At 38.8% G+C, this 23,653-nt stretch carries 25 protein-coding genes; 12 read left to right on the top strand and 13 right to left on the bottom strand.

Annotated features, from left to right (window positions below; translation table 11 throughout):
- Window positions 1-367: 367 nt before the first annotated feature.
- The 13 genes from AC1EK4_RS08670 to rfbC form a co-directional block, all read right to left on the bottom strand.
- A complete protein-coding gene (locus AC1EK4_RS08670) occupies window positions 368-1,060 on the bottom strand; it encodes an acyltransferase (protein WP_480357909.1) in 693 nt (230 codons plus the stop codon).
- A gap of 16 nt (window positions 1,061-1,076) precedes the next feature.
- Entirely contained in the window at window positions 1,077-2,345 is a 1,269-nt protein-coding gene (locus AC1EK4_RS08675; protein ID WP_480357910.1) for a lipopolysaccharide biosynthesis protein, read from the bottom strand.
- Between the two features lie 36 nt (window positions 2,346-2,381).
- On the bottom strand, window positions 2,382-2,888 hold the full coding sequence (locus AC1EK4_RS08680; protein ID WP_480357912.1) for an acyltransferase: 507 nt from the start codon (window positions 2,886-2,888) through the stop codon (window positions 2,382-2,384).
- Entirely contained in the window at window positions 2,885-3,892 is a 1,008-nt protein-coding gene (locus AC1EK4_RS08685) for a hypothetical protein (RefSeq protein WP_480357914.1), read from the bottom strand. The genes AC1EK4_RS08680 and AC1EK4_RS08685 overlap by 4 nt, the downstream gene beginning before the upstream one ends.
- A complete protein-coding gene (locus AC1EK4_RS08690) occupies window positions 3,885-4,784 on the bottom strand; it encodes a hypothetical protein (RefSeq protein ID WP_480357915.1) in 900 nt (299 codons plus the stop codon). Before AC1EK4_RS08690 ends, AC1EK4_RS08685 begins: the two co-directional genes overlap by 8 nt.
- Before the next feature lie 21 nt (window positions 4,785-4,805).
- Entirely contained in the window at window positions 4,806-5,312 is a 507-nt protein-coding gene (locus AC1EK4_RS08695) for a KdsC family phosphatase (RefSeq protein ID WP_480357917.1), read from the bottom strand.
- 6 nt (window positions 5,313-5,318) lie between these two features.
- Window positions 5,319-6,359, bottom strand: a complete 1,041-nt coding sequence (locus tag AC1EK4_RS08700; RefSeq protein WP_480357918.1) for an N-acetylneuraminate synthase family protein — start codon at window positions 6,357-6,359, stop codon at window positions 5,319-5,321.
- 3 nt (window positions 6,360-6,362) lie between these two features.
- Window positions 6,363-7,109 carry a cytidylyltransferase domain-containing protein gene (locus AC1EK4_RS08705; RefSeq protein WP_062432809.1) on the bottom strand — a complete coding sequence of 249 codons (747 nt, stop codon included), beginning with the start codon at window positions 7,107-7,109 and terminating at the stop codon, window positions 6,363-6,365.
- 65 nt (window positions 7,110-7,174) lie between these two features.
- On the bottom strand, window positions 7,175-8,149 hold the full coding sequence (locus AC1EK4_RS08710; RefSeq protein ID WP_036898099.1) for an O-fucosyltransferase family protein: 975 nt from the start codon (window positions 8,147-8,149) through the stop codon (window positions 7,175-7,177).
- Window positions 8,150-8,183: 34 nt separating this feature from the next.
- Window positions 8,184-8,780 carry a hypothetical protein gene (locus tag AC1EK4_RS08715; protein WP_480357920.1) on the bottom strand — a complete coding sequence of 199 codons (597 nt, stop codon included), beginning with the start codon at window positions 8,778-8,780 and terminating at the stop codon, window positions 8,184-8,186.
- Window positions 8,781-9,455: 675 nt separating this feature from the next.
- A complete protein-coding gene (locus tag AC1EK4_RS08720) occupies window positions 9,456-10,430 on the bottom strand; it encodes an acyltransferase family protein (RefSeq protein WP_480357921.1) in 975 nt (324 codons plus the stop codon).
- Between the two features lie 731 nt (window positions 10,431-11,161).
- Window positions 11,162-11,974, bottom strand: a complete 813-nt coding sequence (locus tag AC1EK4_RS08725; RefSeq protein WP_036898090.1) for a DUF4738 domain-containing protein — start codon at window positions 11,972-11,974, stop codon at window positions 11,162-11,164.
- 55 nt (window positions 11,975-12,029) lie between these two features.
- Window positions 12,030-12,578, bottom strand: coding sequence for a dTDP-4-dehydrorhamnose 3,5-epimerase (rfbC, locus tag AC1EK4_RS08730; RefSeq protein ID WP_036898086.1), 549 nt, complete (start codon window positions 12,576-12,578; stop codon window positions 12,030-12,032).
- A 316-nt stretch (window positions 12,579-12,894) separates the two neighbouring features.
- Here rfbC and AC1EK4_RS08735 point away from each other — a divergent pair, with 316 nt between their 5' ends.
- From AC1EK4_RS08735 to AC1EK4_RS08790, 12 genes are all read left to right on the top strand, one after another.
- Complete coding sequence (locus tag AC1EK4_RS08735) at window positions 12,895-13,944, top strand: HU domain-containing protein (RefSeq protein ID WP_480357924.1); 1,050 nt, start codon at window positions 12,895-12,897, stop codon at window positions 13,942-13,944.
- A complete protein-coding gene (locus tag AC1EK4_RS08740) occupies window positions 13,945-14,475 on the top strand; it encodes an FHA domain-containing protein (RefSeq protein ID WP_036898080.1) in 531 nt (176 codons plus the stop codon). It begins immediately after the preceding gene.
- 254 nt (window positions 14,476-14,729) lie between these two features.
- The gene (purU, locus tag AC1EK4_RS08745; RefSeq protein ID WP_036898077.1) at window positions 14,730-15,593 is read left to right on the top strand and encodes a formyltetrahydrofolate deformylase; all 864 of its coding nucleotides are present in this window, start codon (window positions 14,730-14,732) and stop codon (window positions 15,591-15,593) included.
- Between the two features lie 12 nt (window positions 15,594-15,605).
- Window positions 15,606-16,205, top strand: coding sequence for an imidazole glycerol phosphate synthase subunit HisH (hisH, locus tag AC1EK4_RS08750; protein WP_480357926.1), 600 nt, complete (start codon window positions 15,606-15,608; stop codon window positions 16,203-16,205).
- Entirely contained in the window at window positions 16,202-16,930 is a 729-nt protein-coding gene (gene hisA, locus AC1EK4_RS08755) for a 1-(5-phosphoribosyl)-5-[(5-phosphoribosylamino)methylideneamino]imidazole-4-carboxamide isomerase (protein ID WP_480357927.1), read from the top strand. Before hisH ends, hisA begins: the two co-directional genes overlap by 4 nt.
- Window positions 16,927-17,694: an imidazole glycerol phosphate synthase subunit HisF gene (gene hisF / locus AC1EK4_RS08760; RefSeq protein ID WP_480357929.1), complete on the top strand. Its 768-nt coding sequence runs from the start codon at window positions 16,927-16,929 to the stop codon at window positions 17,692-17,694. Before hisA ends, hisF begins: the two co-directional genes overlap by 4 nt.
- A gap of 23 nt (window positions 17,695-17,717) precedes the next feature.
- On the top strand, window positions 17,718-18,338 hold the full coding sequence (gene hisIE, locus AC1EK4_RS08765; protein ID WP_062432788.1) for a bifunctional phosphoribosyl-AMP cyclohydrolase/phosphoribosyl-ATP diphosphatase HisIE: 621 nt from the start codon (window positions 17,718-17,720) through the stop codon (window positions 18,336-18,338).
- 12 nt (window positions 18,339-18,350) lie between these two features.
- Entirely contained in the window at window positions 18,351-19,109 is a 759-nt protein-coding gene (locus tag AC1EK4_RS08770; protein WP_052052887.1) for a cell division ATP-binding protein FtsE, read from the top strand.
- A 34-nt stretch (window positions 19,110-19,143) separates the two neighbouring features.
- On the top strand, window positions 19,144-20,463 hold the full coding sequence (locus AC1EK4_RS08775) for an aspartate kinase (protein WP_480357933.1): 1,320 nt from the start codon (window positions 19,144-19,146) through the stop codon (window positions 20,461-20,463).
- A 62-nt stretch (window positions 20,464-20,525) separates the two neighbouring features.
- Entirely contained in the window at window positions 20,526-21,686 is a 1,161-nt protein-coding gene (gene lysA / locus AC1EK4_RS08780; RefSeq protein ID WP_480357934.1) for a diaminopimelate decarboxylase, read from the top strand.
- 80 nt (window positions 21,687-21,766) lie between these two features.
- Complete coding sequence (locus AC1EK4_RS08785) at window positions 21,767-22,858, top strand: glycosyltransferase (RefSeq protein ID WP_480357936.1); 1,092 nt, start codon at window positions 21,767-21,769, stop codon at window positions 22,856-22,858.
- Window positions 22,855-23,643, top strand: a complete 789-nt coding sequence (locus tag AC1EK4_RS08790; protein WP_036898051.1) for a hypothetical protein — start codon at window positions 22,855-22,857, stop codon at window positions 23,641-23,643. The genes AC1EK4_RS08785 and AC1EK4_RS08790 overlap by 4 nt, the downstream gene beginning before the upstream one ends.
- Window positions 23,644-23,653: the final 10 nt, after the last annotated feature.

The raw sequence follows: 23,653 nt of genomic DNA on the forward strand, positions 1-23,653 counted from the left end.
TTGTTTTGTCTTTTAATAGGTCTTTTCCTGTTTATTTCAAACGTGGATTAAGGTGCAAGGTGTCGCTGAATAGTTACTGGATGAAGAAACAAAGACAAGAAATGTGAAATATGTCCTATTCGAAGATAAAACACAGCACGATAATCAGGTGACATCACAAGATGAAATATTAAATTATAGACTTTACTTCCCGATTCGGGAATAGGTCTAATATGTATATCTTCATCTATCAGTCTCCTCGTCTTCTTACTAGAAAATAAATAGGCTATAACATGAACAAGCCATAAAGGAGTATATAATAGGATAATTAATCTATATTTGTTACGTACTTTCATAATGCTTATCGTATTAAAAGTTTTATTCTATTTTAGTAAGCTATAGAGCGTCTCCAACTCACACCATCGCGTAATTTACGTATAGGATTACCAACATAGATTGCATGAGAATCCGACAAATTACCAGTTGCAATGCTATTCATACCGATAATGACATCATCTGCAATGGAGCAGCCTTTCAGCACACTTACATTTCTTGCTAACCATACATGGTTACCAATCACAACATCTTTAGCAGAGTTCAATCGAGTTCCATCAACTAATGAAACTATTGGATGAAAATCTGTTGTAGACATATTGATACCGGCAGAAAACATACAATCCTGACCAATACTAATGGTTTTACCTTCATGCGCCTTTAAACGACATCCTTCCGTCGTAAAACCTGAAGATATTACAATCTTACTTCCATCCTGTCCCACAACGAAAGAACTATTGCTGATATTAGTACCCCTCCCCTCAATCATTATACAACTACCATCACCTTCTACAGTAATAAGGCTATCTTTCATCAAAGTTTTTGGGCCTATGTAAATATGGGTATGAGATTTTTCTCCTATTTTCTTTATTTTTACATGCTTTAGAAAAGTCCCTTTTATACATACATGCTTATTATCAAAATAAAATTTCAGTAATGATGGAGAAAAAAAAAGATTAAAGCAAAAAGAGACTACATCCATGACAACAGGATGATTCTTCAGAAATAATACCAAACGAGTTTTCATACACATACTTTCCTATTTAACAAAGATTAATTCTAAGAAGTTTCGTACTCCTATGATAAATTGAAAAGACAAAAACTGCATGTATAATTACAAAAATAAGGGCGGGAGCATAGAGAGAGTATTTGGTAAATATCAACGACAAAAGCAAATGCAAAATTGAAGTTGAAAAAGTAATATACATAAAGCTTTTAGTCTTTTTATAATAGAAGAAATAATTACAATAGAGTAAGTAGATACAGTGGAGGAAACCATAAACTGAAAGAATCCAAAAATATGGTAAAGCTCCTTCATATTTCGGCATAGCAAAGGGAACTATAATAGTCATTATTATCGTATAGCCCACAGAAGCTATAAGATAAATAAAAAACATATTCCGAGTTTCAGTCTTTAATACCGCTTGCTTTTCTTGTATATCTTTACTTCCTAATATCTTGTATATAGCTATTGAATTTGAAGCATTAAATGAGAATCCTAGCATTAAGATTACACTAGTCAAGTTTAGTGCAAAACTAAAAATTCCAACTTCGTAGGTTGTAAAGTAATAATTAAGTATATATTGATCACATCCCTGAGTCAGAAAAAAAATAGATGAATGTGGCAACAAAGGAATCCCAAACAAAAGAATTTTCTTAAAACGTTCTTTGGAAAAATCAAACGTAAATAGATTCTCCCGAGCAAAAATTACGATTGAAAAAATTGCTAGAATCACAGTACATACAATAGAGGAATATATTCTTCCCATCCATCCCCAAGTGCAAAATATAACAAAAATAATAGAGAAAAGAGCATCACCCACCGCATTACCACAAGTACAAGCTCCATATTTCCATATTTGTTCTCTGATTCGATACCAATCTTGATGTATGCTAAAGAAAAAACTAAGAATACCCAATACTAAGGCTATCCAGAGTAGATAAGGAGGGAGTCCTATAAATTTACTAAGTTTATCTTGAACAAAAAGAAGTAAAAAAGATAATAAAATAAAGGTGCCAATATAAATTAGGGTAATAGAAGTAAAATCCTTTTTGAATTCCTCAAATGAATTTTGAAAATAAGAAATACTAAAATACCCACTTGTACAGCATCCCATTACAAGAGCAACAACACTCCCAAAAGTATTATAAAGACTAAGCTTGCCATAATCTTCTGGAACAATATAATTTGCTAAAATCACAAGTAATATAAAACCAACACCACGTCCGAAAAAGGCAAAAGCAGAATAAAGGACTCCTTTTGCTAAATTAGTATGATTATGGATTTTCTCTATAATTTTTAAGCGATACATAGAGATTTTAGTCTTTCTGTATAAATCAAACTATTATTAATGAAATTTACCTGCCAATTTAAGTCTTTTAAAATGCTCTATATTGCGATATTTCAAGATTCTAGCCGGATTACCACCTACAACTGCATAATCAGGCACATCTTTAGTTACAACAGCCCCTGCACCTACAACAGCTCCTTCTCCAATTGTAACACCACCAACTATTGTAACACCATAACCTAACCAAACGAAATCTTTTATAATAACATCCTTACTTACAAAACTATTGTCATAAGGTATAGCATCACCGGAATCGTAATTATGATTCTGTCCCATAATAACGCATTTCTCCCCAGAATGAAAATAATCACCAATTTTCACGATGCCCGAACTATAAACTACCATCCCATTAAAATTGCAATAATTACCAACATATTCATGCCCAGAAAAAGAACAAACCCCATTAACTCGAAGAGCAATACCACAAGAGCGAAAAACCCGTTTTGCTTGCTTCGTATAATACCAACATTTAAACCTAGAAAGGCACTTAGAAATAAATATCATAATTTAATATTCCTCTCGTTCCGTCGAATACCATGTTTAATAAAATATATAGAAGAAATATTGATTCTATCATTTAGAGGTGTATTACCTGAAAAGGTAATATTGTACACACTAGTATCGGGGAAAAAGATATTCAGATTATATAAAGCGGAAGATGTAAATCCATATACGGCTAAAGGCTGATAAACAGCATTTAACAAAAACATTTCTACAGATATGGATGTTGGCTGATATACGATGCCTAGTTCATGACAGAAGCGTTCTGGTTCGTGATAGGTGTCTCTACCATGTGGAACATAAATAATATCTTCATGAGGATACTTTTGTTTAAGCTCTATCATGATTTTTTTTAATTCAGACATAAAGACATCTGTTCCAATCTGTTCTGCATAACAATAATCGTTCGTACATGTACCTAACAAGAGCACATGACTTATATTTTCCTTACTCTGCTGAAGTTTTGCAAGATAATCAAAATTATTCGCTATACATAAATGTTTCCCATCTTTCAGATCATGATAGATAGTATAGAAATACTTATCAAAATTGATATGGCGGACTTTACACACAAAATCGTAATAATATTTTAATCTCCCATCTAACTGACATAGACCGTTGAAAAATTGGATAGTAGCAATTCCATCGTCCAAATAGATTAAATGTCCTCCATCTGAGACATATTGAAATGCCTTGAATATCAACAGCTCATTATTACAATCTCCAATAAAAGCCAACTTATATTGATTACATCTCGGAAGAAGAACCTGAAAACGAGCCTTTTTTGTAATGTGATAATTGATACTCTCTATTTCGTATGAAATACGATAACTATTCAACAATTCTATTAGTTGAGCCTTACGCGGCAATTCTGTCTCCGACAAGCATAATAAGACTTTATAATCCCGAATATCAAAAGAATGTATTGCCTCTATCATACACAAAGCTTGAAAAGGTGAGCCGCTAAGACAAAAAAGGGTTGGCAATCCTTTTAATTTTTCATACATCTTGCAACAATTTATCATTAACATCTTCTAATACGAAAGGTTCAAGCTCCGGATACATTTCCATAATCAACTTAAGAGCTTCATCATTTTTATCAAATACATTACTTGACCAAAGTGACGTGTTATTGACAATGAAAACACCCTCAAAAGTGAAGATATTATTATCCACTATTTTACATTTAGTATGATTCAATACTGCCATGGCCCAAAACCAAATATCGTCTACACTCGGTGCCATCTTTAAGAACTTACTTCGATCACAAATGTCCTTATGGAAACAATGCGGAGGATAAAGTACACCCCCTGTGCCTGTAAAATGCCAACAATAAGATGGTAGTTGAGGAGCATAGTTGTGGAACTTCCAATCTATATATTTATTGATAGTACCTTGAGTTGTAGTTACTTGTAAGCAACGATGCGCATGAATATATTGCGGCTCTTTTTGGTATGACGTGTACAATCGCTCTAGCCATTCTGGCGGATACCAAGTATCATCATCCACTGTAACAATAATATCATTAGGAAATGTCTCTAAAGAGGGAATGAGTTTTTTATAAGAACGGATATCCTCACACCATCTGATGGTTAACCCAAATTGCTTTAGGCGTAATAAACGTTTGGGAAGATCTTTTTCTTTATTAGGAAACTGATCACTGCCAAGCCATAAAATGATCATATTAGGCTTTTTATTTTGGAGCATGATACTTTCTATAGTGTAGCTCACCGTCTTAATACGTGCAGGAAAACTTGTCAACGAAACTATTAGTTGTGGGGTACCTTGATGAGAGGCTATACCTAAGTCTTTTACTTTATGATAGTATACGGGCTTTGGACGTACAAATTGATACCCCCAACGCGCAACTAATATGCAATACTTTCTAAAACTTATCATAAATACAATATACTTCTATTACTAAAGCACTCTAGTAAACAAAGGCGTTAAATTTATTCTTTCTACATTATTTAATAAGTATTCTACAAATTCTCGAAATACTCCTTCACCACCTCTTTTTGATAATACTAACTGTGCCTTACGTTGAATATACACAGGTGCACTTGCCGGAGTTGCCGTGAAACCGCACTGCATCAGGCAATCCAAATCATTTAAATCATCACCAATATAGGCCACTTCATCTATCGAGCACTGTAAATCTGCACAAAGTCTATTCAAGGTTTCTAGTTTATTATGAACACCTTGATATAAATAATCTACTTTCAGCTTCTTTGCTCGACGTTCAACTATCTCTGTTTGTTCTCCTGTCATAATGCACACAGGTATGTTCGCCTTATGAGCAAATAAAACACCAGCACTATCGTATGTATGAAATTTTTTCCACTCATTACCTAACTGATCATAGTACATTCCACCATCAGTCCAAACTCCATCAATATCTGTAACAATCAGTTTTATCTTCGACATGAATAATTACTTTATCATATTTGGATAAATTACCTCATTCTCGGACACAGCATTAACAATCATTTTACCGATGAGTTCATTTTTTTGACTCCATTTAAACCCATCTCCGGGACTGAGCATATGTAAATCATCCTCAGTAATGACATGCCCTACTTCTAATCTTTTATTAGATGCTATCGAACGCTCTAGTTTAATTTTAGATTCTGTCACGCATTTATCTATATAAAGGCTTTCTTCTCCCATCCAACGTTCTACAAGACGAATATCACGAACCATACGGCGCACACCATCCGGTCCTAAGGAGCCTTTTTGGTCAGTCCCTTTCATCTCTCGATCAATTGTTATATGCTTTTCTATAATTTGTGCCCCCATACCTACCGCTACTATAGGTGCTGCTATCCCTATTGTATGATCAGAGAAGCCTATCGTATATTGTCCATAATGTTTCTGAAGATATTTAATAGTAAGTAAATTTAAATTATCGGGCATCGTTGGATATTGTGAAACACAATGTAAGATAGAAATATCGTCATGATATTTTGTTATAATCTCCAACGCATCATCTAATTCTTTTTTCCCCGACATTCCGGTAGAAAGAATAATAGGAATTTTGGTTTCAGCCATAACTTCCAATAATGGAAGATTGGTTAAATCTCTACTTGCTACTTTCAATCTGTCGGGAGTAAATAGTTTTAATAATGATAGGCATTTCTTTGCACATAATGTTTCAACAAATTCTAAGCCAAGCTGCTTGGCAAATTTGTAAACTTCATAGTGCTCTTCATCAGAAAGTTCTAAAAAAGCACGATGTTCTCCATAAGTACGACCAAATGAATTGGGACTATCATAGACACGATTCATTTGTGTCTCAGATAATTCTTCCTCTAAATCCCTTTTTGTCAATTTTACAGCGTCTATAGGTTTTAGTTCCAAACCAAAAGTAGCTTCCCTGATTGGACGTGCTATCAATTCTGTTAACAATTTAGCTATATCAACAGAACCATTATGATTTTGTCCTATTTCGCCAATAATATATGTATGCTTCATATTCTATTTACTATTTATATGAATCTGTTGTTTCATAGACTGTAATAATTCACCATGTTGATCCAAAAAACTCACTACCTGAGCTATTGTGGGATAAATCTGCACTCCTACTAATCTTGAATATACAGTTTGAGCCGTCTTAAAATCTTCAATGGTATCAGTGGTAAGTCGAATATCATCTCTCCCTTTCAACACATCAGGTCCATTTATCCATGATACGACAAAATCTTTTGGATGAGAATAGATAAAATTAGTTACATGTTCATGATAGAGTGAATCCTCTGTTAATACTCGTACTTTTTTAAGTGCCTTCAAAGTAACATATTCTGTCCAAAAACCAAAATGGGTCTTAATCGAAGGCTTACCATCAACCCAAAAACTCATATAATCACATTTCTCATCCGAGACACGATTAACCAAAGTTTGGATAGAAGCTAATTCTAAAAAAGGATTATCAGAACAAACTCTAATAATTTGTTCAGCTCCAACATATTCTGCAGCATCTATAAAACGTTGCAAAACATCATTCTCCGAACCTCTGAAACACTTTACATTATTGCTCAGTGCTATTTCCTCGATAACATCGTTCTTAGAATCATCAGATGTTGCTATCAAAATCTGGGTGTTCGATACGAGTCGAAGTTTTGCTATCAATAACTCTAAAATAGACTTCCCCTCATAAAAAGGTAAAAGGATTTTTTGTGGTAACCGAGTAGAACCTACTCTAGCTTGAACAATAAAAGTTATCATAGTTAAACAAACTTCAAAAAGAATATACAGATATATGTATTCTCACCATACAATAAAAATCTTTTTTATAAACATATCCTCTCAAACCCTGTTTTCCCAATCTTCGCTGCATATTCCGGAAAAGCGCTAGGCCACATATTGGGACCTACTAGGTTATAAACTTTGCGAGCAGAAGCGATAAGATAATAGTCGAGAAACATTTTTAAATTTTCATCATCAGCCGTTTGACCAGCGGTGTCGATATGTCTCACCTCGCCCGGTACTACGTATGCATCGGGAAAAGTTTGTTGCATAGCGTAGATAAAAGTCATACTATCGGAGGCAAGCATCAAACGGCATGGTTTCTTGGCTTGCTCCAAATGGATGATACGTCCTATTTCTTCTTGACATAGGGCTATAAGTTGGCACTTATCACCATCAGATAGCTCAGAATTGATTGCCGTTTCTACTTTATCTCCAAGTAGATTGAGGAAACGAGTGTGTATCACAATATATTCTTTGCCTATCTCAGCTCTATATTTATCAATATATTGCTGTAACCGAGGTGTAGGTTTGAAGAGTTCACAATATAGGTTTCCCCATTCATAATCTGTATTATAATACTTATTTACCTCCTCCAAAGAATTATAGCCATAATAAAAATGAGTCTCCTGATGGCGATTTTTCAGCAATCTAGATGGATTATCTATCTCACCATAAGCTATTACAGGTCTACTTACAGGATAACTATAGTAAATTTCTTCATCAGCTATCCTCCAATCGTACGTATTAGGCTCAAGATACTCCTCTAAACGAAATGGATATGTAAAATGCAACTTAAATTTCTTACCTTGTTTCTTGGCTATAGCGTAGATGGTAATCATACCCTTCAGCCGATCAAACATTCCCCCATGAGGTATCACGCCATCTACCATGAATATATATATATCCTCCCTTTTCACACAAAAAGAGCAAGGACGATAACGATGCCAAATCATTCTCGGCTCACGCACTAATATATCATAGATACGTACTAATAAGGAATGAATTTTCTTATCCATCTATCAAATATCTATACTCACAAAATATAGAGAATCAACCTATACCTACCAAATGTAGCATTCTATATAAGAGCTCATTTTCTAAACTCGGCGCATGATAAGCTGAAAATGGGGTAAATATTAAGATAAAAATATAGAAATAGGATGAGTTCAATAATCTTATATCATCTATCTTCTTCTGAATTATCTCAGAAAATCTTACTATTGGAACTATTTCAATATTTTTAAATATATGATATAGGAAGAATGTCGTAATTACCATATATGGTAAAGTTCTTCCCCAATCGCACGACAGTATTGTATACATGGGAAGGAGGAAAATAAATTGCACAATTAAAATATTACTTAATGCTATAGTATCTACCTGTCCTAATTTCCAAAAACGTGGATTAGCTGTATTGACTCTTGTCACTAAATAATATAAGCTAAACAAATTAAAAAAGACAAATGGGGTCTTCAACAAAGATGGTGGTATCCCTAAATAAGACCAACTTAAATGATTTTTAAAAGTTTCAATGGCATTCCATCCTAATGCAGCAACTCCTAAACCAATTTGAGAAACCTCCTGTCCCCCATTGTCTGGATAGGAATTAATTGACGAGGCCCATGAATTCCATATCTTTTGAGCCATTATTGAATCCCCTTTGTATTTTATCACCATAATAAACACGACTACACATGGAATAAAATACAAAATTCGATACAAAATATTCTTATCCTTTTTATCCCAATAGTACCACCCAAATAAAGCAAGAAATGGAAACGTAAAAAAGAAAGATGCTTCGTGTATAAGTAACATTATTACAGAAGACAATAAGAATACTAATCCCACCTCCACGAAGTACTCTTTGTTATCAACTTATGAAAACTATAAAATAACACATAAGCAAATAACAAAAGCAAGAAATCTTTCCGCGCATTAGTGCTGAATAGTGTAAAATTAAAGAAGCAACCTATTGGAAGTAATAGCAAAGAAAGTTTTTCTTTCCAAAACACCCGAATAACCAAAATTAAGATTAAAATGGAACTTAGAAATATTATCATTCTTATACCCATAAGCAGATTAAAAGGATGAATATTATATAAAAACCAAAGAACCTGGCCACTCAATCCTCTTCTAACAAACCCTCCAGCATAATTAATCATCCATTCACTTACTCCCCATTCTGTATAAGTTAAAGGTGTAGTAAACAGGCTATATAATCTTACCAAAGACACCATTGCTAGTATAAAGAACACTAAACATGGCAAATTAAAATATCTTTTAAACCAAATACGAATCATCTTTGAATAATACAACTAGCTATTAGACTTTTCCAAACAGCATACTGTTAATAATCTTATTCCTCTCCAATAATCTGACGATTCCATAACACAAAAACATGAGCACACATCCTAACAATGGGGTAATTATCCAATCTAAAATTTGCAGACTACATCTAGCATTGGGATTAATATGTAGATAATGATTAATAATTCTTTCTATCACAATTGATTGTACAACATAAATTCCCAAGGTATAACGCCCTAAAATCGAAATATTGTAAACAAAACGCCCCCCTCTATTACTATTTAACACATACTTAGAAGCACCGATAACACTTATGCTACCAATAAGCCCTGTTAGTATCTGAATAATAACAACCCAATAATTATTGATGATATAATTATAAGTCAATTGTTCGGGAGCATCGTCATAACCCAAATAAATAAAAATACAGAACAAGACAATACCAACAATTGTCAGTGATTGATAATTTCTAGTAAACCAATCCAAATACTTCCGCAGAAAATAACCTGCCCAAAACATAATTAGCAGAAAATTGACTTGTAAGAAACTACCCTTCGGAATAAGAAGCAAGATTATACATGAAAAAAGACAAGTCATGGCATCCGACAATCGCAATTGTTTAAACACAGCAACAATGAGATAACAGATAAATAATGTTTTAAGGAACCATAATCCTCCTATAATTTCCATCACCACATCAACTTTACTATTTAATAAAAATTCAATCACACATATTAGTAGAATACCACTCATAGTGGGTAACAGTAATTGTTTAGCTTTCTTAACCAATATATCACATAACGGAAGCATAAGCGAGTGGTGAGAAAAATAACCACATATCATCATAAATAATGGCATATGAAAAGAATAAATAATTGGACGTAAAAGGCTATAATAACCTATCGTAAGAATATAAGCATGCCCAATACATACCAACATGATTGCAATAGCTTTTGCCAAATCCATACTTATATCACGTTGCGCTACCATGTATTTTTGTATGATTACCCTATTCTTCACACACTTAGTAATATAATCTACCCTCCCTTATCAGCGTCCTCTAATACCACTAGCTTTCCATTTTGGGCCACAAGCTTGTACTCCAAAAACAGAAAAAAAATAAAATGGGAAATGGATTTTCGCAATATCCAGCAAGTAAATAAACAGATGTTTTCCTTGATTTTATGAGACGAGACTCCTCTCCTTCATACAAATAGCATGGAGGTTAATATAACGCAACGATAAACGCGCTACTCCAGAGAACTCGTCTCCACATCTGAGCCTGTTATAACTCGCAGAGAACGCATCATTAAAGACGGTCCTATTTGACGTACAAAGATATATATTTTTTATAAAAATATTGCAATGATTACACTTCTTTTATAATATAGGGAGAAAAAGAGACTAAAAATGAGGGATTAAGGCTGAAACGATCGTGGTTCTTCAAACAAAAATCTGCATGTAGGGGCGAGTTGGATTCACCCACACAAACAATGATATTAAGTGTATGATAATAGGCGTAAGCAGGCGGCAATCATCGCTCTTTGTATCCAACTTCTCACTTCTTGCTACCAAATCAATAGCTCACGAACTTAACAATTCACACACTTATTTCGCTGCAGAACTTTGGCAACACTGCTGCCCCGCCCTAACAACAATGCTGCCGAGTCTTTACAGCATTCTTGTAAAGACTCGACAGCAAATCAAGTGAAGTTGTAATATTATGCTATTTGCATCTTCATACGTCCTTGATAATCCACAATAAGTTCAACAACATAACTACTTGGACTATCAGGAATACAAACAGAAGCTGAGAAATGAAGCCCTTCGGAGTCGGACTTCACATATACAATATCGCTCAATACGCTTTGCCTGAGCGCCTGTTCAGGAACTTTCAAACTAAAATCTTGTTTACGAAAATCACGCGAATAGAGTCGACGATTACCATTGAAGACACCTAGATGAACAATATTGTCGTAGTAAACATTCTCCACTTCTACCCCATCATCGTTGAATGAACTCTTAACCACTTTATAGGATGTGGGATTCACCTGCACATAATAATGATACCGCTCATCAGCATGCATCACTATCGAGTCGCGCTTAATAAGTCGTTGTTGGTTGAGCACAACCACTTTCTTGGTTTGAAAGAACCGCAGATAAGCACTATCCGTCGTCTTCTGCAACGTAATCACGTCGCCCACCTGATTCCGAAAGACGAATAAATGAGCCACTTGCTTAACGATTGGGTAACTCACCACATTTGTTCCACGGAGTACCAACGTATCTTTTACCACTTGGAAATAAACAGGCATTGAAGTAGAATCAGGATAATAGATGGTATCACCTTTCACTCTAAAAGCCGGCTCATCTTCATCTTCGTTCACCCAAACACCCTGCAACATCTTCTTTGCTACACGATTTTCCACCGCCATAGCTTTCTGCCCTCTTTCTTTACAAGATGATACCAAGAGTAGTAAGGTTAGCAATACAGCGCTCGCGAGAATGTAAGTGATATTAATTTGCCTATGCATATTAGTCTAAAATTCTATTCTCAAATTCATTCAATAGCATTTCATACCGCGTATATCAATCAAACAACACGGCATCTTTCAAACTGCTAGCCTTCAAATCTTTCTCCGACGTCAGCACATCTTTCTTATCTATAGGCCATTGCAAGTTGAGTGCTTCATCATTCCACCGTATACCAGCTTCATGTTCAGGTGCATAAATATTATCTACTTTATAAGTAAAGACAGCCTCATCACTCAATACCAAGAAGCCATGGGCAAAGCCACGCGGAATAAAAAGTTGTTGTTTGTTCTCTTCACTCAATTCCACCATCACATGTTTGCCGAAAGTAGGTGAACTACGACGAATATCTACAGCCACATCGAGCACACGACCACGAATCACACGCACCAATTTGGCTTGCGAATATTCACCTTTCTGGTAATGTAATCCTCTTAAAACGCCATAAGACGACTTAGATTCATTATCCTGAATAAAGTCCACTTGTCCCACATGCTCATTGAATTCCGCTAGCTTCCACGCCTCGTAAAAATAGCCGCGAGCATCGTTAAACACCTTCGGTTTGATGATAAAGACTCCTTTTATCTCGGTCTCTTGATATTCCATAATTTAACTACATTGTCCAAACGTTGCTATAATGCCTCACCTCAGAATCATCAGGAGTTAGACACTTAATAGATGTCGCAGTACTAGGTGGAGTTTATTGACATTTGCCTGTCGACTCCTCTCCTCCTAGAGAATTTAACTTCCGTTACCTTCCACTAACTTCCAAAGTTACGAAGTAACAAGCTTACTACAGCAATTGTAACAACGCAAAGATACTACAAATAAAATTGACGACAAAAGATTATTCAGAAAATGACGAAACTATTTTTGCTTGATTCACTTGTCTTTCTCGTAATAAATTGGTAATTTTGCAAACGTGCTAGGAATTGAAAGACATATAGAGATTCTATTGCTGAACAATGATTGTGTGATAATCCCCGGATTCGGTGGATTTATGGCACATCATGTGGAAGCAAGGTATGACGAGGGAGACGGTGTTTTCCTCCCCCCTTCGCGTACAGTAGGATTTAATCCGCAACTCAAATTGAACGATTCGCTTCTAGCACAGTCGTATATTGAGGCATACGACATCAGTTACCCGGAGGCATTAGACCGAATCCAGCAGGAAGTAGCAGAACTTCGGCTCATCCTTGACAACCAAGGAGAATATGAATTCAATGATATTGGTACCCTTTCATTAGATAAAGACGGGCACCTCCAGTTTACTCCTTGCGAAGCAGGTATTCTCACGCCTAGTTTATATGGATTGAGTTCGTTCCAAATGCGAGCCTTGGGACAACAGAAAACTCAGACAGAAGAGGCTGCCATTATTCCACTCAAACCAATGTCGGGAGATGTTGGCACACGCCATTTGTCCGAGACTTCCACTGTCATAGCAGAAGATGAGGAGGAAAAAGTTGTCAGTATCAAGGTTAGCATCCTACGTAATATTGCAGCGGCATGCATCATATTGATGGCATTCTTGCTCATTCCGGCTCCGCTCAACAACGATAAGATGCTGTCGAACGCAACTCCCGATACGAGTCTGTTACTCAAGATTATGCCTAGCGATATGACTATTGGCGACAGAAACAGCAAGTCCCTTATCACTCCAAAAAACATCCAAGAAGCCGTAGCAAAAGCTGCCGATTCAATTTCCACAGCCTCGCGAGTTCGCGAAAACAAAGCCACTGATGTACCATATTATAGTTTGGTATTAGCCAGCAAAGTGACTCGACACAACGCTGAGGCTTATGTAGCTCGCCTCAAAGCGGCAGGATACAAAGAAGCAAGCGTACTGGAGAAGAGACAAAACCGAAAAGTAGTCTACGGCAAATACGCTACAGAGCAAGAAGCTCGTCAAGCTATGAACAAACTCAACGACAATAGTGAGTTTGCAGATTGTTGGATTAGTAAAATCAACTAAATGAAGAGAGTACGCTGTCCTAAATGCGACAACTTTATCATATTCGACGAGACCAAATACCAGACAGGACAATCCTTGGTATTTGAGTGTCCGCAATGTGGCAAGCAATTCAGTATCCGAATGGGCGTTTCTAAATTAAGAAAGACCCAAAAAGAAGAATCCAACACCGACGAAGTTCCCACCGGAGAATACGGAACCTTAACCGTCATCGAGAATGTATTCCATTACAAACAGGTCATTCCTCTACGAATGGGCGACAACGTACTGGGGCGATACATGAAAGGCAGTAAAACCAATTGCCCCATCGAAACCGTTGACCCTAGTATTGATATGAACCATTGTGTCGTAACGGTCAGCAGAGACAAGAAAGGCAAGCTGAAATACGTGCTAAGAGATGGCCCCAGTTACACCGGAACATTCGTAGACAACGAAATATTGGGCGACAAGGAGCGTCGAATATTAGAAGATGGGAGTCTCTTTACCATCGGCGCCACAAGCATCATATTGCATACTCCCGAAACAACAGAATAATAGCTATTTCCGATTTTACAATGCATATTTATTCCATCCGGATATGATATTCGGCTGATGTATCTATTTTTTCATTTTTCAATTATCAATTATCAATTTAATATGCTACCTTTGCATAAGATAGGCTGCACTCGGTAATACGTGAGTAAACTCACATTACACTCATTGGCACTATCATTGCATAAGATAGGCTACATAGCCTTGCAAGGCTAAAGTGCATAAGCTTATTTACGGTATAAATTGAATAATTGAGGATGAAACCGACGGCAATATTGCTCCTTCACTGCCCTGACAAACAGGGGATCATCTCCGAGGTCACCAAGTTCATCACTGATAACAAGGGAAACATTGTGTACCTTGACCAGTATGTGGATCGTGAAGATGGTATGTTCTTCATGCGCATAGAATGGGAATTGGATAACTTCGTGATTCCTAGGGCAAAGATAGAAGACTATATTTCCACTCTATATGCTCAACGCTACCAAATGGGATTCAACCTATACTTCAATGACGAGCGTCCGAGAATGGCAATCTTTGTCAGTAAGATGAGCCATTGCCTATACGACTTGCTTGCTCGGTACAAAGCCGGTGAGTGGAACGTAGAGATACCTTGCATCGTAAGCAATCATGAAGACCTGAGATATGTAGCCGAACAGTTTGATATTCCCTACCATGTATGGGCTATCAAGAAAGACCACAGTAACAAAGAAGAGGTGGAGAAAGCCGAAATGGAGTTGCTCAAAAAGGAGAAAGTGACATTCATCGTGTTGGCTCGTTACATGCAAATCATCACCGACAACATGATTCAGGCCTACCCTAACAAGATAATCAACATCCATCACTCGTTCTTGCCGGCGTTCATCGGTGCGCGTCCCTACCATCAAGCATGGGAGCGCGGAGTGAAAATCATTGGCGCGACCAGTCACTATGTTACCACAGAATTAGATGCCAGTCCCATCATCGAGCAGGATGTGACGCGCATTACGCACAAAGATACGCCCGAAAGTCTGGTATTAAAAGGCAAAGACTTGGAGAAGATAGTACTCTCTAGAGCCGTGACCAAACATATAGAGCGTAAGATATTGACCTATCACAACAAGACCATCATCTTCAGTTAAACAAGAAACAACATGCAGATAGCAATCGTAAAATACAATGCCGGCAATATCTACTCGGTCGTCAATGCCATGTTAAGATTGGGAATAAGCCCAACCTTAACCGACGACATAGAGGAATTGCAACGCGCCGACGGAGTACTCTTCCCCGGACAGGGCGAAGCTCATCATGCCATGGCTTATCTGCGAGAACATAAATTGGATCAAGTCATTGCAAATCTAAAGCAACCAGTATTGGGTATTTGTATCGGTCAACAACTGCTCTGTAAACACTCTGAAGAAGGAGATACCGACTGTATCGGTGTATTCGATGCCAAAGTAAAGCGTTTTACACCTACTCGGCACGAGGATAAAGTGCCGGCCATCGGATGGAATGAGATTTACGACTTGAAGTCGGAACTATATACCGACATACCAGAACATCCGTATACCTACTTCGTACATAGCTACTATGTACCTCTTTGCAAGCATACGATAGCCACAGCTGACTATGTCCAGCCTTTCAGTGCATCCATGCACAAGGACAACTTCTATGCCACCCAGTTCCATCCGGAGAAAAGTGGTAATGTGGGGGCACAGATATTAAAGAATTTCATTGATATTGTAAGAAGATGAACATCGAACTAATTCCTGCCATAGACCTCATCAAAGGACAGTGTGTAAGACTGACCCAAGGAGATTATGCCCGTAAAACGGTGTATGAAAGTGACCCGGTAAAGGTAGCTAAGGGCTTTGAATCGATGGGATTCAAGCGATTGCATATCGTGGATTTGGACGGGGCAAAGTCTAAACACATCGTCAACTCTGAAACACTCAAAGCTATTACGACAGCCACAAAGCTGAAAGTCGACTTCGGAGGTGGCATCAAGACCGATGAAGATATTCAGACTGCATTTGCTTGTGGGGCTGAAATAGTGACCGTGGGGTCTATTGCCGTGACCCAACCGGAATTGTTTTTGCAATGGTTGGACAAATATGGAGCCGACAAACTCATACTGGGCGCCGACGTCAGACAGGGAAAAGTATCCATCAATGGATGGAAAGAAGATTCAGAAATGGAGTTGTTGCCATTCCTAAAGACCTATACCGACCATGGTGTGAAGAACGTACTATGCACGGAAATCAGCAAAGACGGGACACTTGCCGGGCCGGCCACGGAGCTATATCAACAGATAATGGCAACCTATCCACAGTTGCATCTCATTGCAAGTGGCGGTATTTCGGGCAACCAAGACATCATGGAACTCGACAAAGCCGGTATCCCTGCAGTGGTATTCGGCAAAGCCTTCTATGAAGGACGAATTGATATACAAGAACTAAACCGCATGATAAGCGTATGACAAATAGAGGATTGGCCAAGCGAATCATCCCCTGTCTTGATGTAAAGAACGGAGAAACGGTTAAAGGAATCAACTTCGTGAATCTGCGGAGTGCCGGTGATCCGGTTGAACTAGGCAAGGCTTACAGCAATGCGGGAGCCGACGAACTCGTCTTTCTAGACATCACGGCAAGTTTCGAAGGCCGAAAGACATTTACCGAGATGGTGACACGGGTGGCTCGTGAAATCAATATACCTTTCACGGTTGGTGGAGGTATCAACGAATTGAAGGATGTAGACAGGCTCCTCAACGCTGGAGCCGACAAGGTAAGTATCAATAGTGCCGCCCTCGCCCACCCCGAACTCATCGAAGAGATAGCCCATAACTACGGTTCACAAGTATGCGTCTGCGCCATAGATGCACGGCTGGACGAAGACGGATGGCACTGTTATACGCATGGCGGAAGGGTTCGTACCGAGCGCGGATTGATAGAATGGGCACAAGAAGCTGCCGATAGAGGAGCCGGAGAGATACTCTTCACGAGCATGAACCACGACGGAGTGAAACAGGGATTCGCCAATGAAGCACTAGCAAAGTTGAGCGAAGAGGTCAATATACCGGTCATTGCAAGTGGTGGAGCAGGCACAATGGAACATTTCAGAGATGCTTTCATCAGCGGTAAAGCCGATGCTGCGCTGGCTGCCAGTGTATTCCATTTCGGCGAAATCAAGATACCGGCACTGAAAGAATACTTATCCCAAAGGGACATCAATATAAGATTATAAAGAAATAAAAACAAGATTAAGATATGACAGAGATAGACTTTGAGAAGCTAAACGGCCTTGTGCCGGCTATTATACAAGACGCTATAACCCACAAAGTACTGATGTTGGGCTTCATGAATAAAGAGGCCTACGAGAAAACATTAGAATCTAAAAAGGTGACTTTTTGGAGTAGGACTCGCAACTGCCTGTGGACAAAGGGCGAAACATCGGGAAATTACCTAAACGTAGTGAGCATCAAAAACGATTGTGACAACGATACGTTGCTCATCATGGTGCATCCACAGGGACCAACTTGCCACAAAGGAACCGACACTTGTTGGGGAGAAGACAACAACGCAAATCCCCTACTCTTCTTGACAGAGTTGCAAGACTTCATAGAGAAACGCCATGAAGAGATGCCAGAAGGCTCATATACCACCAGTCTATTTAAGGATGGACTGAACCGCATGGCTCAGAAAGTGGGCGAAGAAGCTTTGGAAGCCGTCATCGAAGCAACCAATGGAGAGGATTCACGCCTCATCTATGAGAGCGCAGATATGTTCTATCACCTCATCGTATTACTGACAAGCAAGGGGTTAAGAATTGAGGATATTGCCAAAGAGTTGCAAGTTCGCCATGATCCTAACTGGCATAAACACGATTAAAACTAACGGATGATGTTAATAGATTACCAAAACATAAATGTATATCAAGCCGACAACCTCGTTCTACAAGATGTAAACTTGCAAGTGAATGAGGGAGAATTCATCTATATAATAGGTAAGGTAGGAACCGGTAAAAGTTCTTTGCTGAAGTCATTATACTGTGAACTCGACTTAGAACAGGAAAACGAAAACCAGAAAGCAGAAGTGCTTGGTCGAAACCTATTTGATTTGAAGAGGAAAGAAGTACCGGCATTGCGTAGAGATTTAGGCATTATCTTTCAAGATTTCCAACTATTGCACGACCGAAGTGTACGCAGAAACCTCCGCTTTGTACTTGAAGCTACAGGCTGGAAAGGCAAAGATGAAATCAACAAACGCATCGAAAGCGTGCTGAAAGAAGTGGGTATGCAAGACAAAATAGACAAGATGCCACACGAGTTATCCGGTGGCGAGCAGCAACGCATTGCCATTGCGCGTGCCATTCTGAACCAGCCAAAGATGATTATTGCCGACGAACCGACCGGTAACTTGGATGCAGAGACGGCCGGAAACATCGTGTCGCTGCTGAAAGACATTACAGGTACGGGGGCAGCAGTTATCATGACGACGCATAATATTTCTATGCTAGACCAGTTCCCCGGCATCGTATATCAATGTAAGGACAAAACTTTACAAGATGTAACAGGCGAACACAACCAGCTTGACCTTATCAACGATGAAGAGGAAGAAAACGAAATAGCTGACCATACAGAATCGGCCAAACCAGAATAAGAATTAGATAATCCATCAACAAAATAATTGCGGTATGAAAGTAATGAAATTTGGAGGAACTTCCGTTGGCTCACCCGAACGTATGAAGAATGTCGCCTCATTAATCACAGAATCAGGGGAACCCACCTTTGTCGTATTATCTGCTATGAGCGGAACTACTAATTCGCTCATTGAAATCAGCAATTACTTATATAAAAAGAACCCCGAAGGCGCAAACGAAGTCATCAATGCACTGGAAAGAAAGTATGCCCAGCATGTAGAAGAACTATATACTACAGCAGAAAAGAAGACCCAAACCGCTGATTTCTTGCACGAAGAGTTTGAATATATACGTTCTTTCACCAAGGATTTGTTCACAAGTTTCGAGGAAAAGAACATTGTTGCTCAAGGTGAAATCATGAGTACCAACATGGTAGTAAACTATCTTCAGGAGACAGGGGTAAAGGCTAAACTCATTAGTGCGCTTGATTTCATGCGCACAGATAAAAACTCTGAGCCAGATCCACAATATATAAAGGAGAAGTTAACAGAGATTATGGCGAATAATCCGGGCTACCAAATCTACATTACACAGGGCTTCATCTGCCGCAATGCATATGGAGAAGTAGACAATTTGGAACGTGGTGGCTCTGACTATACAGCTTCGTTGATTGGCGCAGCATTGCCGGCAGAGGAGATACAGATATGGACCGACATCGACGGCATGCACAATAACGACCCTCGTATCGTCGAGAAAACAGAGGCAGTAAGGCAGTTGAACTTTGAAGAAGCAGCTGAATTGGCTTACTTTGGAGCCAAGATTCTTCACCCCACTTGCATTCAACCGGCTAAATATGCAGGTATTCCCGTTCGCTTAAAGAACACAATGGCCCCGAATGCAGAGGGTACTATCATTGATAATGTCATCGTTAGAAGCAAGATTAAGGCCGTAGCTGCGAAAGATAATATCACTGCTGTCAAGATAAAATCGAGCCGAATGCTGCTAGCTACAGGCTTCTTAAGAAAGGTATTTGAGATTTTCGAGAGCTATCAAACGCCTATTGATATGATTACAACATCAGAAGTAGGAGTATCAATGAGCGTGGATAATCCAACTCATCTCAATGAGATTGTAGACGAACTCAAGAAGTATGGCACTGTCACAGTGGATTCCGATATGTGTATTATCTGCGTGGTCGGCGACCTTGACTGGAGTAATGTCGGCTTTGAGACAGTGGCATTGGATGCTATGAAAGACATTCCTGTGCGCATGATTTCATACGGTGGCTCAAACTACAATATCTCTTTCTTAATTCGTGAAGCTGATAAGAAGAGAGCATTACAGAATCTCAGCCGCACTCTTTTCGAAGCATAAGAAGATTATTTTTAAGAGTGTGTACCGCTCAAGTACACACTCTCCTTTCAATACAAGACACTATGAGTAAAGGAATATTTCCTATTGACAAGTTTCAAAAGATTCCAACTCCATTTTATTATTATGATACTGCGGTCTTGAGAAAGACCTTAGATACCATCAAAGAAGAAGCTGGCAAGCACGCCAACTTCATAGTTCACTATGCAGTCAAAGCCAATGCCAATGCCAAAATATTGAATATCATTTGCCAATCTGGCTTGGGAGCCGACTGTGTGAGTGGTGGTGAAATAAGAGCAGCGATTCAATCGGGCTTTTCTCCTGTTCATATTGTCTATGCAGGTGTGGGTAAAAGCGATTGGGAAATAGAACTCGGACTCGACCATGACATCTATTGTTTCAATGTAGAGAGCATCCCGGAGTTGATGGTCATTAATGAAATTGCCGAACAGAAGGGCAAGATTGCCAAGGTAGCATTCCGTATTAATCCCAATGTTGGGGCACATACGCATGCCAATATTACCACCGGACTTGCCGAAAACAAGTTTGGTATCGCCATGGAGGATATGGAATACGTAATAACTGAGGCCAAGAAACTCAAGAATATCAAGTTCATAGGTCTACATTTCCATATCGGGTCTCAGATATTAGAGATGTCCGACTTCATCGCACTATGCGATAGAATCAACCAATTGCAATCTCAATTGGAAGAACATCACATCGTTGTAGAAAATATCAACGTCGGAGGTGGTTTGGGAATCGACTACGATAATCCCAATGAGAACCCGATTCCTGATTTCAAATCATATTTCGATACCTACGCTAAACATTTGGAATTACGTGCAGGACAGCAAGTACACTTTGAATTAGGACGTGCGGTTGTAGGCCAATGCGGTTCACTCATCACCAAGACACTGTATATCAAACAAGGTACATACAAACAGTTTGCCATTGTGGATGCCGGCATGACCGACCTCATCCGTCCAGCCTTGTATCAAGCTTCTCATAAAATAGAGAATCTCAGCAGCGAAGATAAAGTCGAAACATACGATGTTGTGGGACCTATTTGCGAATCCAGCGATGTGTTTGCCAAGGCTATTAAGCTCAACGCATGCCACCGTGGCGACCTGATAGCGCTCAGAAGTGCGGGGGCTTATGGTGAAATTATGGCCAGCCAATACAATTGTCGCACACTCCCTCAAGGTTATCTTACTGAAGATTTGTAATTCTATAGACTATCATGCTTACTCTCCTGACCACTATATATATTGGAGGAACCCTCATTTTATTATCTGTTATTGCATCGTTGGCAAGTCCTTTTCTTCGCAAATTGACCATCAATACCGAAGAAGACGATTTGTCCGGTGAGCAAAAACAACCTTTACCGGGAATCAGTATCATTATTCCGGCTCATAAAGGAGCTGCTTTCTTAGAAGAAAACCTCCCCTATTTCTTACAACAACAATATACCTCACCTTTCCAAGTGGTGGTGGTGGCTGAGAAGGGAGATACAGATACAGAAGATGTACTCAAGAGATTAGGAGCCAGCGACAAACTCTATGCCACCTTCCTTCCCATGTCTTCCCGGTACATGAGCAGACGAAAACTTGCCATAACCGTCGGTGTTAAGGCCGCTAAATACGAATGGTGTCTATTAACCGAGGCTAGTTGCAGACCCGATAGTGACTTTTGGCTTGCTTCAATGGCCACCGCCATGCACGAAGATAAAGCTATCGCGATGGGATATACTCACTTCCCCGACGACAAAGTAACCGACTATCAACACTTCCAACACTTCTCTAAAGCTAGACAGATGTTCCGTTCCATACAACGTGGACATAGCTATGGATGTAATTGTGCGAATCTAGCATTCCGTAAAACAGTCTTTATGGAAGGCAATGGATTCCTTGGCAATCTTCATTTAATACGTGGAGAGTATGATTTTATCGTCAACAAATTCTCCACGGAAGACAACTCTTCCTTAGCAATCTCGCCAACTTGTTGGCTCACCGATATGGACGTGAGTCCCAAAACATGGACCAACAACCGGCTTTTCTATCGTGAATCAAAGAAATATATGCGTGGAAGTTTCAGATATAAATTTCCTATATTCATGGACAATCTGTTGCTTCACTTCTGTTTTTTGGCTAATATTGCATCTATCATCTATGCATCTATCATCAATAATTGGATATTGCTGGGTGCCTCTATCGCTGCTTTATTCATCTTGTTTATTTGGCGTACACTCGCCTGCTCTAGCGCTTTAGCTAAATTCAGTACCCATATTTCCCCATTCAAACTCTTTTTCTTCCAGTTGAGAAGTGTATGGACAAACTGTCGATACGCCATCAAACATCACTTTGCTGACAAATACGAATTTACAAGTCATAAACTATGAGAATACAGGTCGTAACAAGTTCTGTTATTAAAAGGGAATCTCTCGCTGCACAATACATCTCTACGATACAGCATGAGTTATCCCGTGAAGGTGTAAACTTCGCGGAAAGCAAGAACGTAGACCTTATTCATGTCATGGGAGAATTGGATTTTTCGAGGCTTCAATGTATCAAAACAGCTAATTCAAAATTGATTCCCATCCTCTATAGTCCACTGGCATCCATGGTTCCATGGCACCATTCCCCGCTTCAACATTCATTAAAACGACGCAATCTCACATTCCATGCCATGGGCAGACATGAGAAACAATACATCCAACAACGTTTCCAAACACATAAAGTATATCTGGTCAAAAACCCCATCATTACAAACGACGAAGCAAGCAACGACTTATACAGGCAATTATTAGACCTATATATAAAGGTAACAACCGCACACGATCAACAGATACGTAGCCAAATCAAGCAACAAGTTGATAAGTTTGATAGTACAGACTCACCAATACATAAACTATGTAGTGAGTTCTTGTACGCCCAATATTTATTCAATAGAGATGGGCTCACCCCCACTTTCGTCCAACAACTAACCAATGAGATGCTAACATCCGATTACGATGAAGACCGAATGGGCGAGATATTACAGCAATTAAAGATACATCCTTTTGTGGCAAGTCTTGAACAAGCCATGCTACAAGAGACTTCTCTCACCGAAGGATTCATTCCTATTCCGGCCATCAACGACCGAAGAGCACAAAAAATAGTAGAAATGATAACACAAAAATATTAGGCTAAAATGA

This window comes from Prevotella sp. C0026C3 (assembly GCF_056590795.1).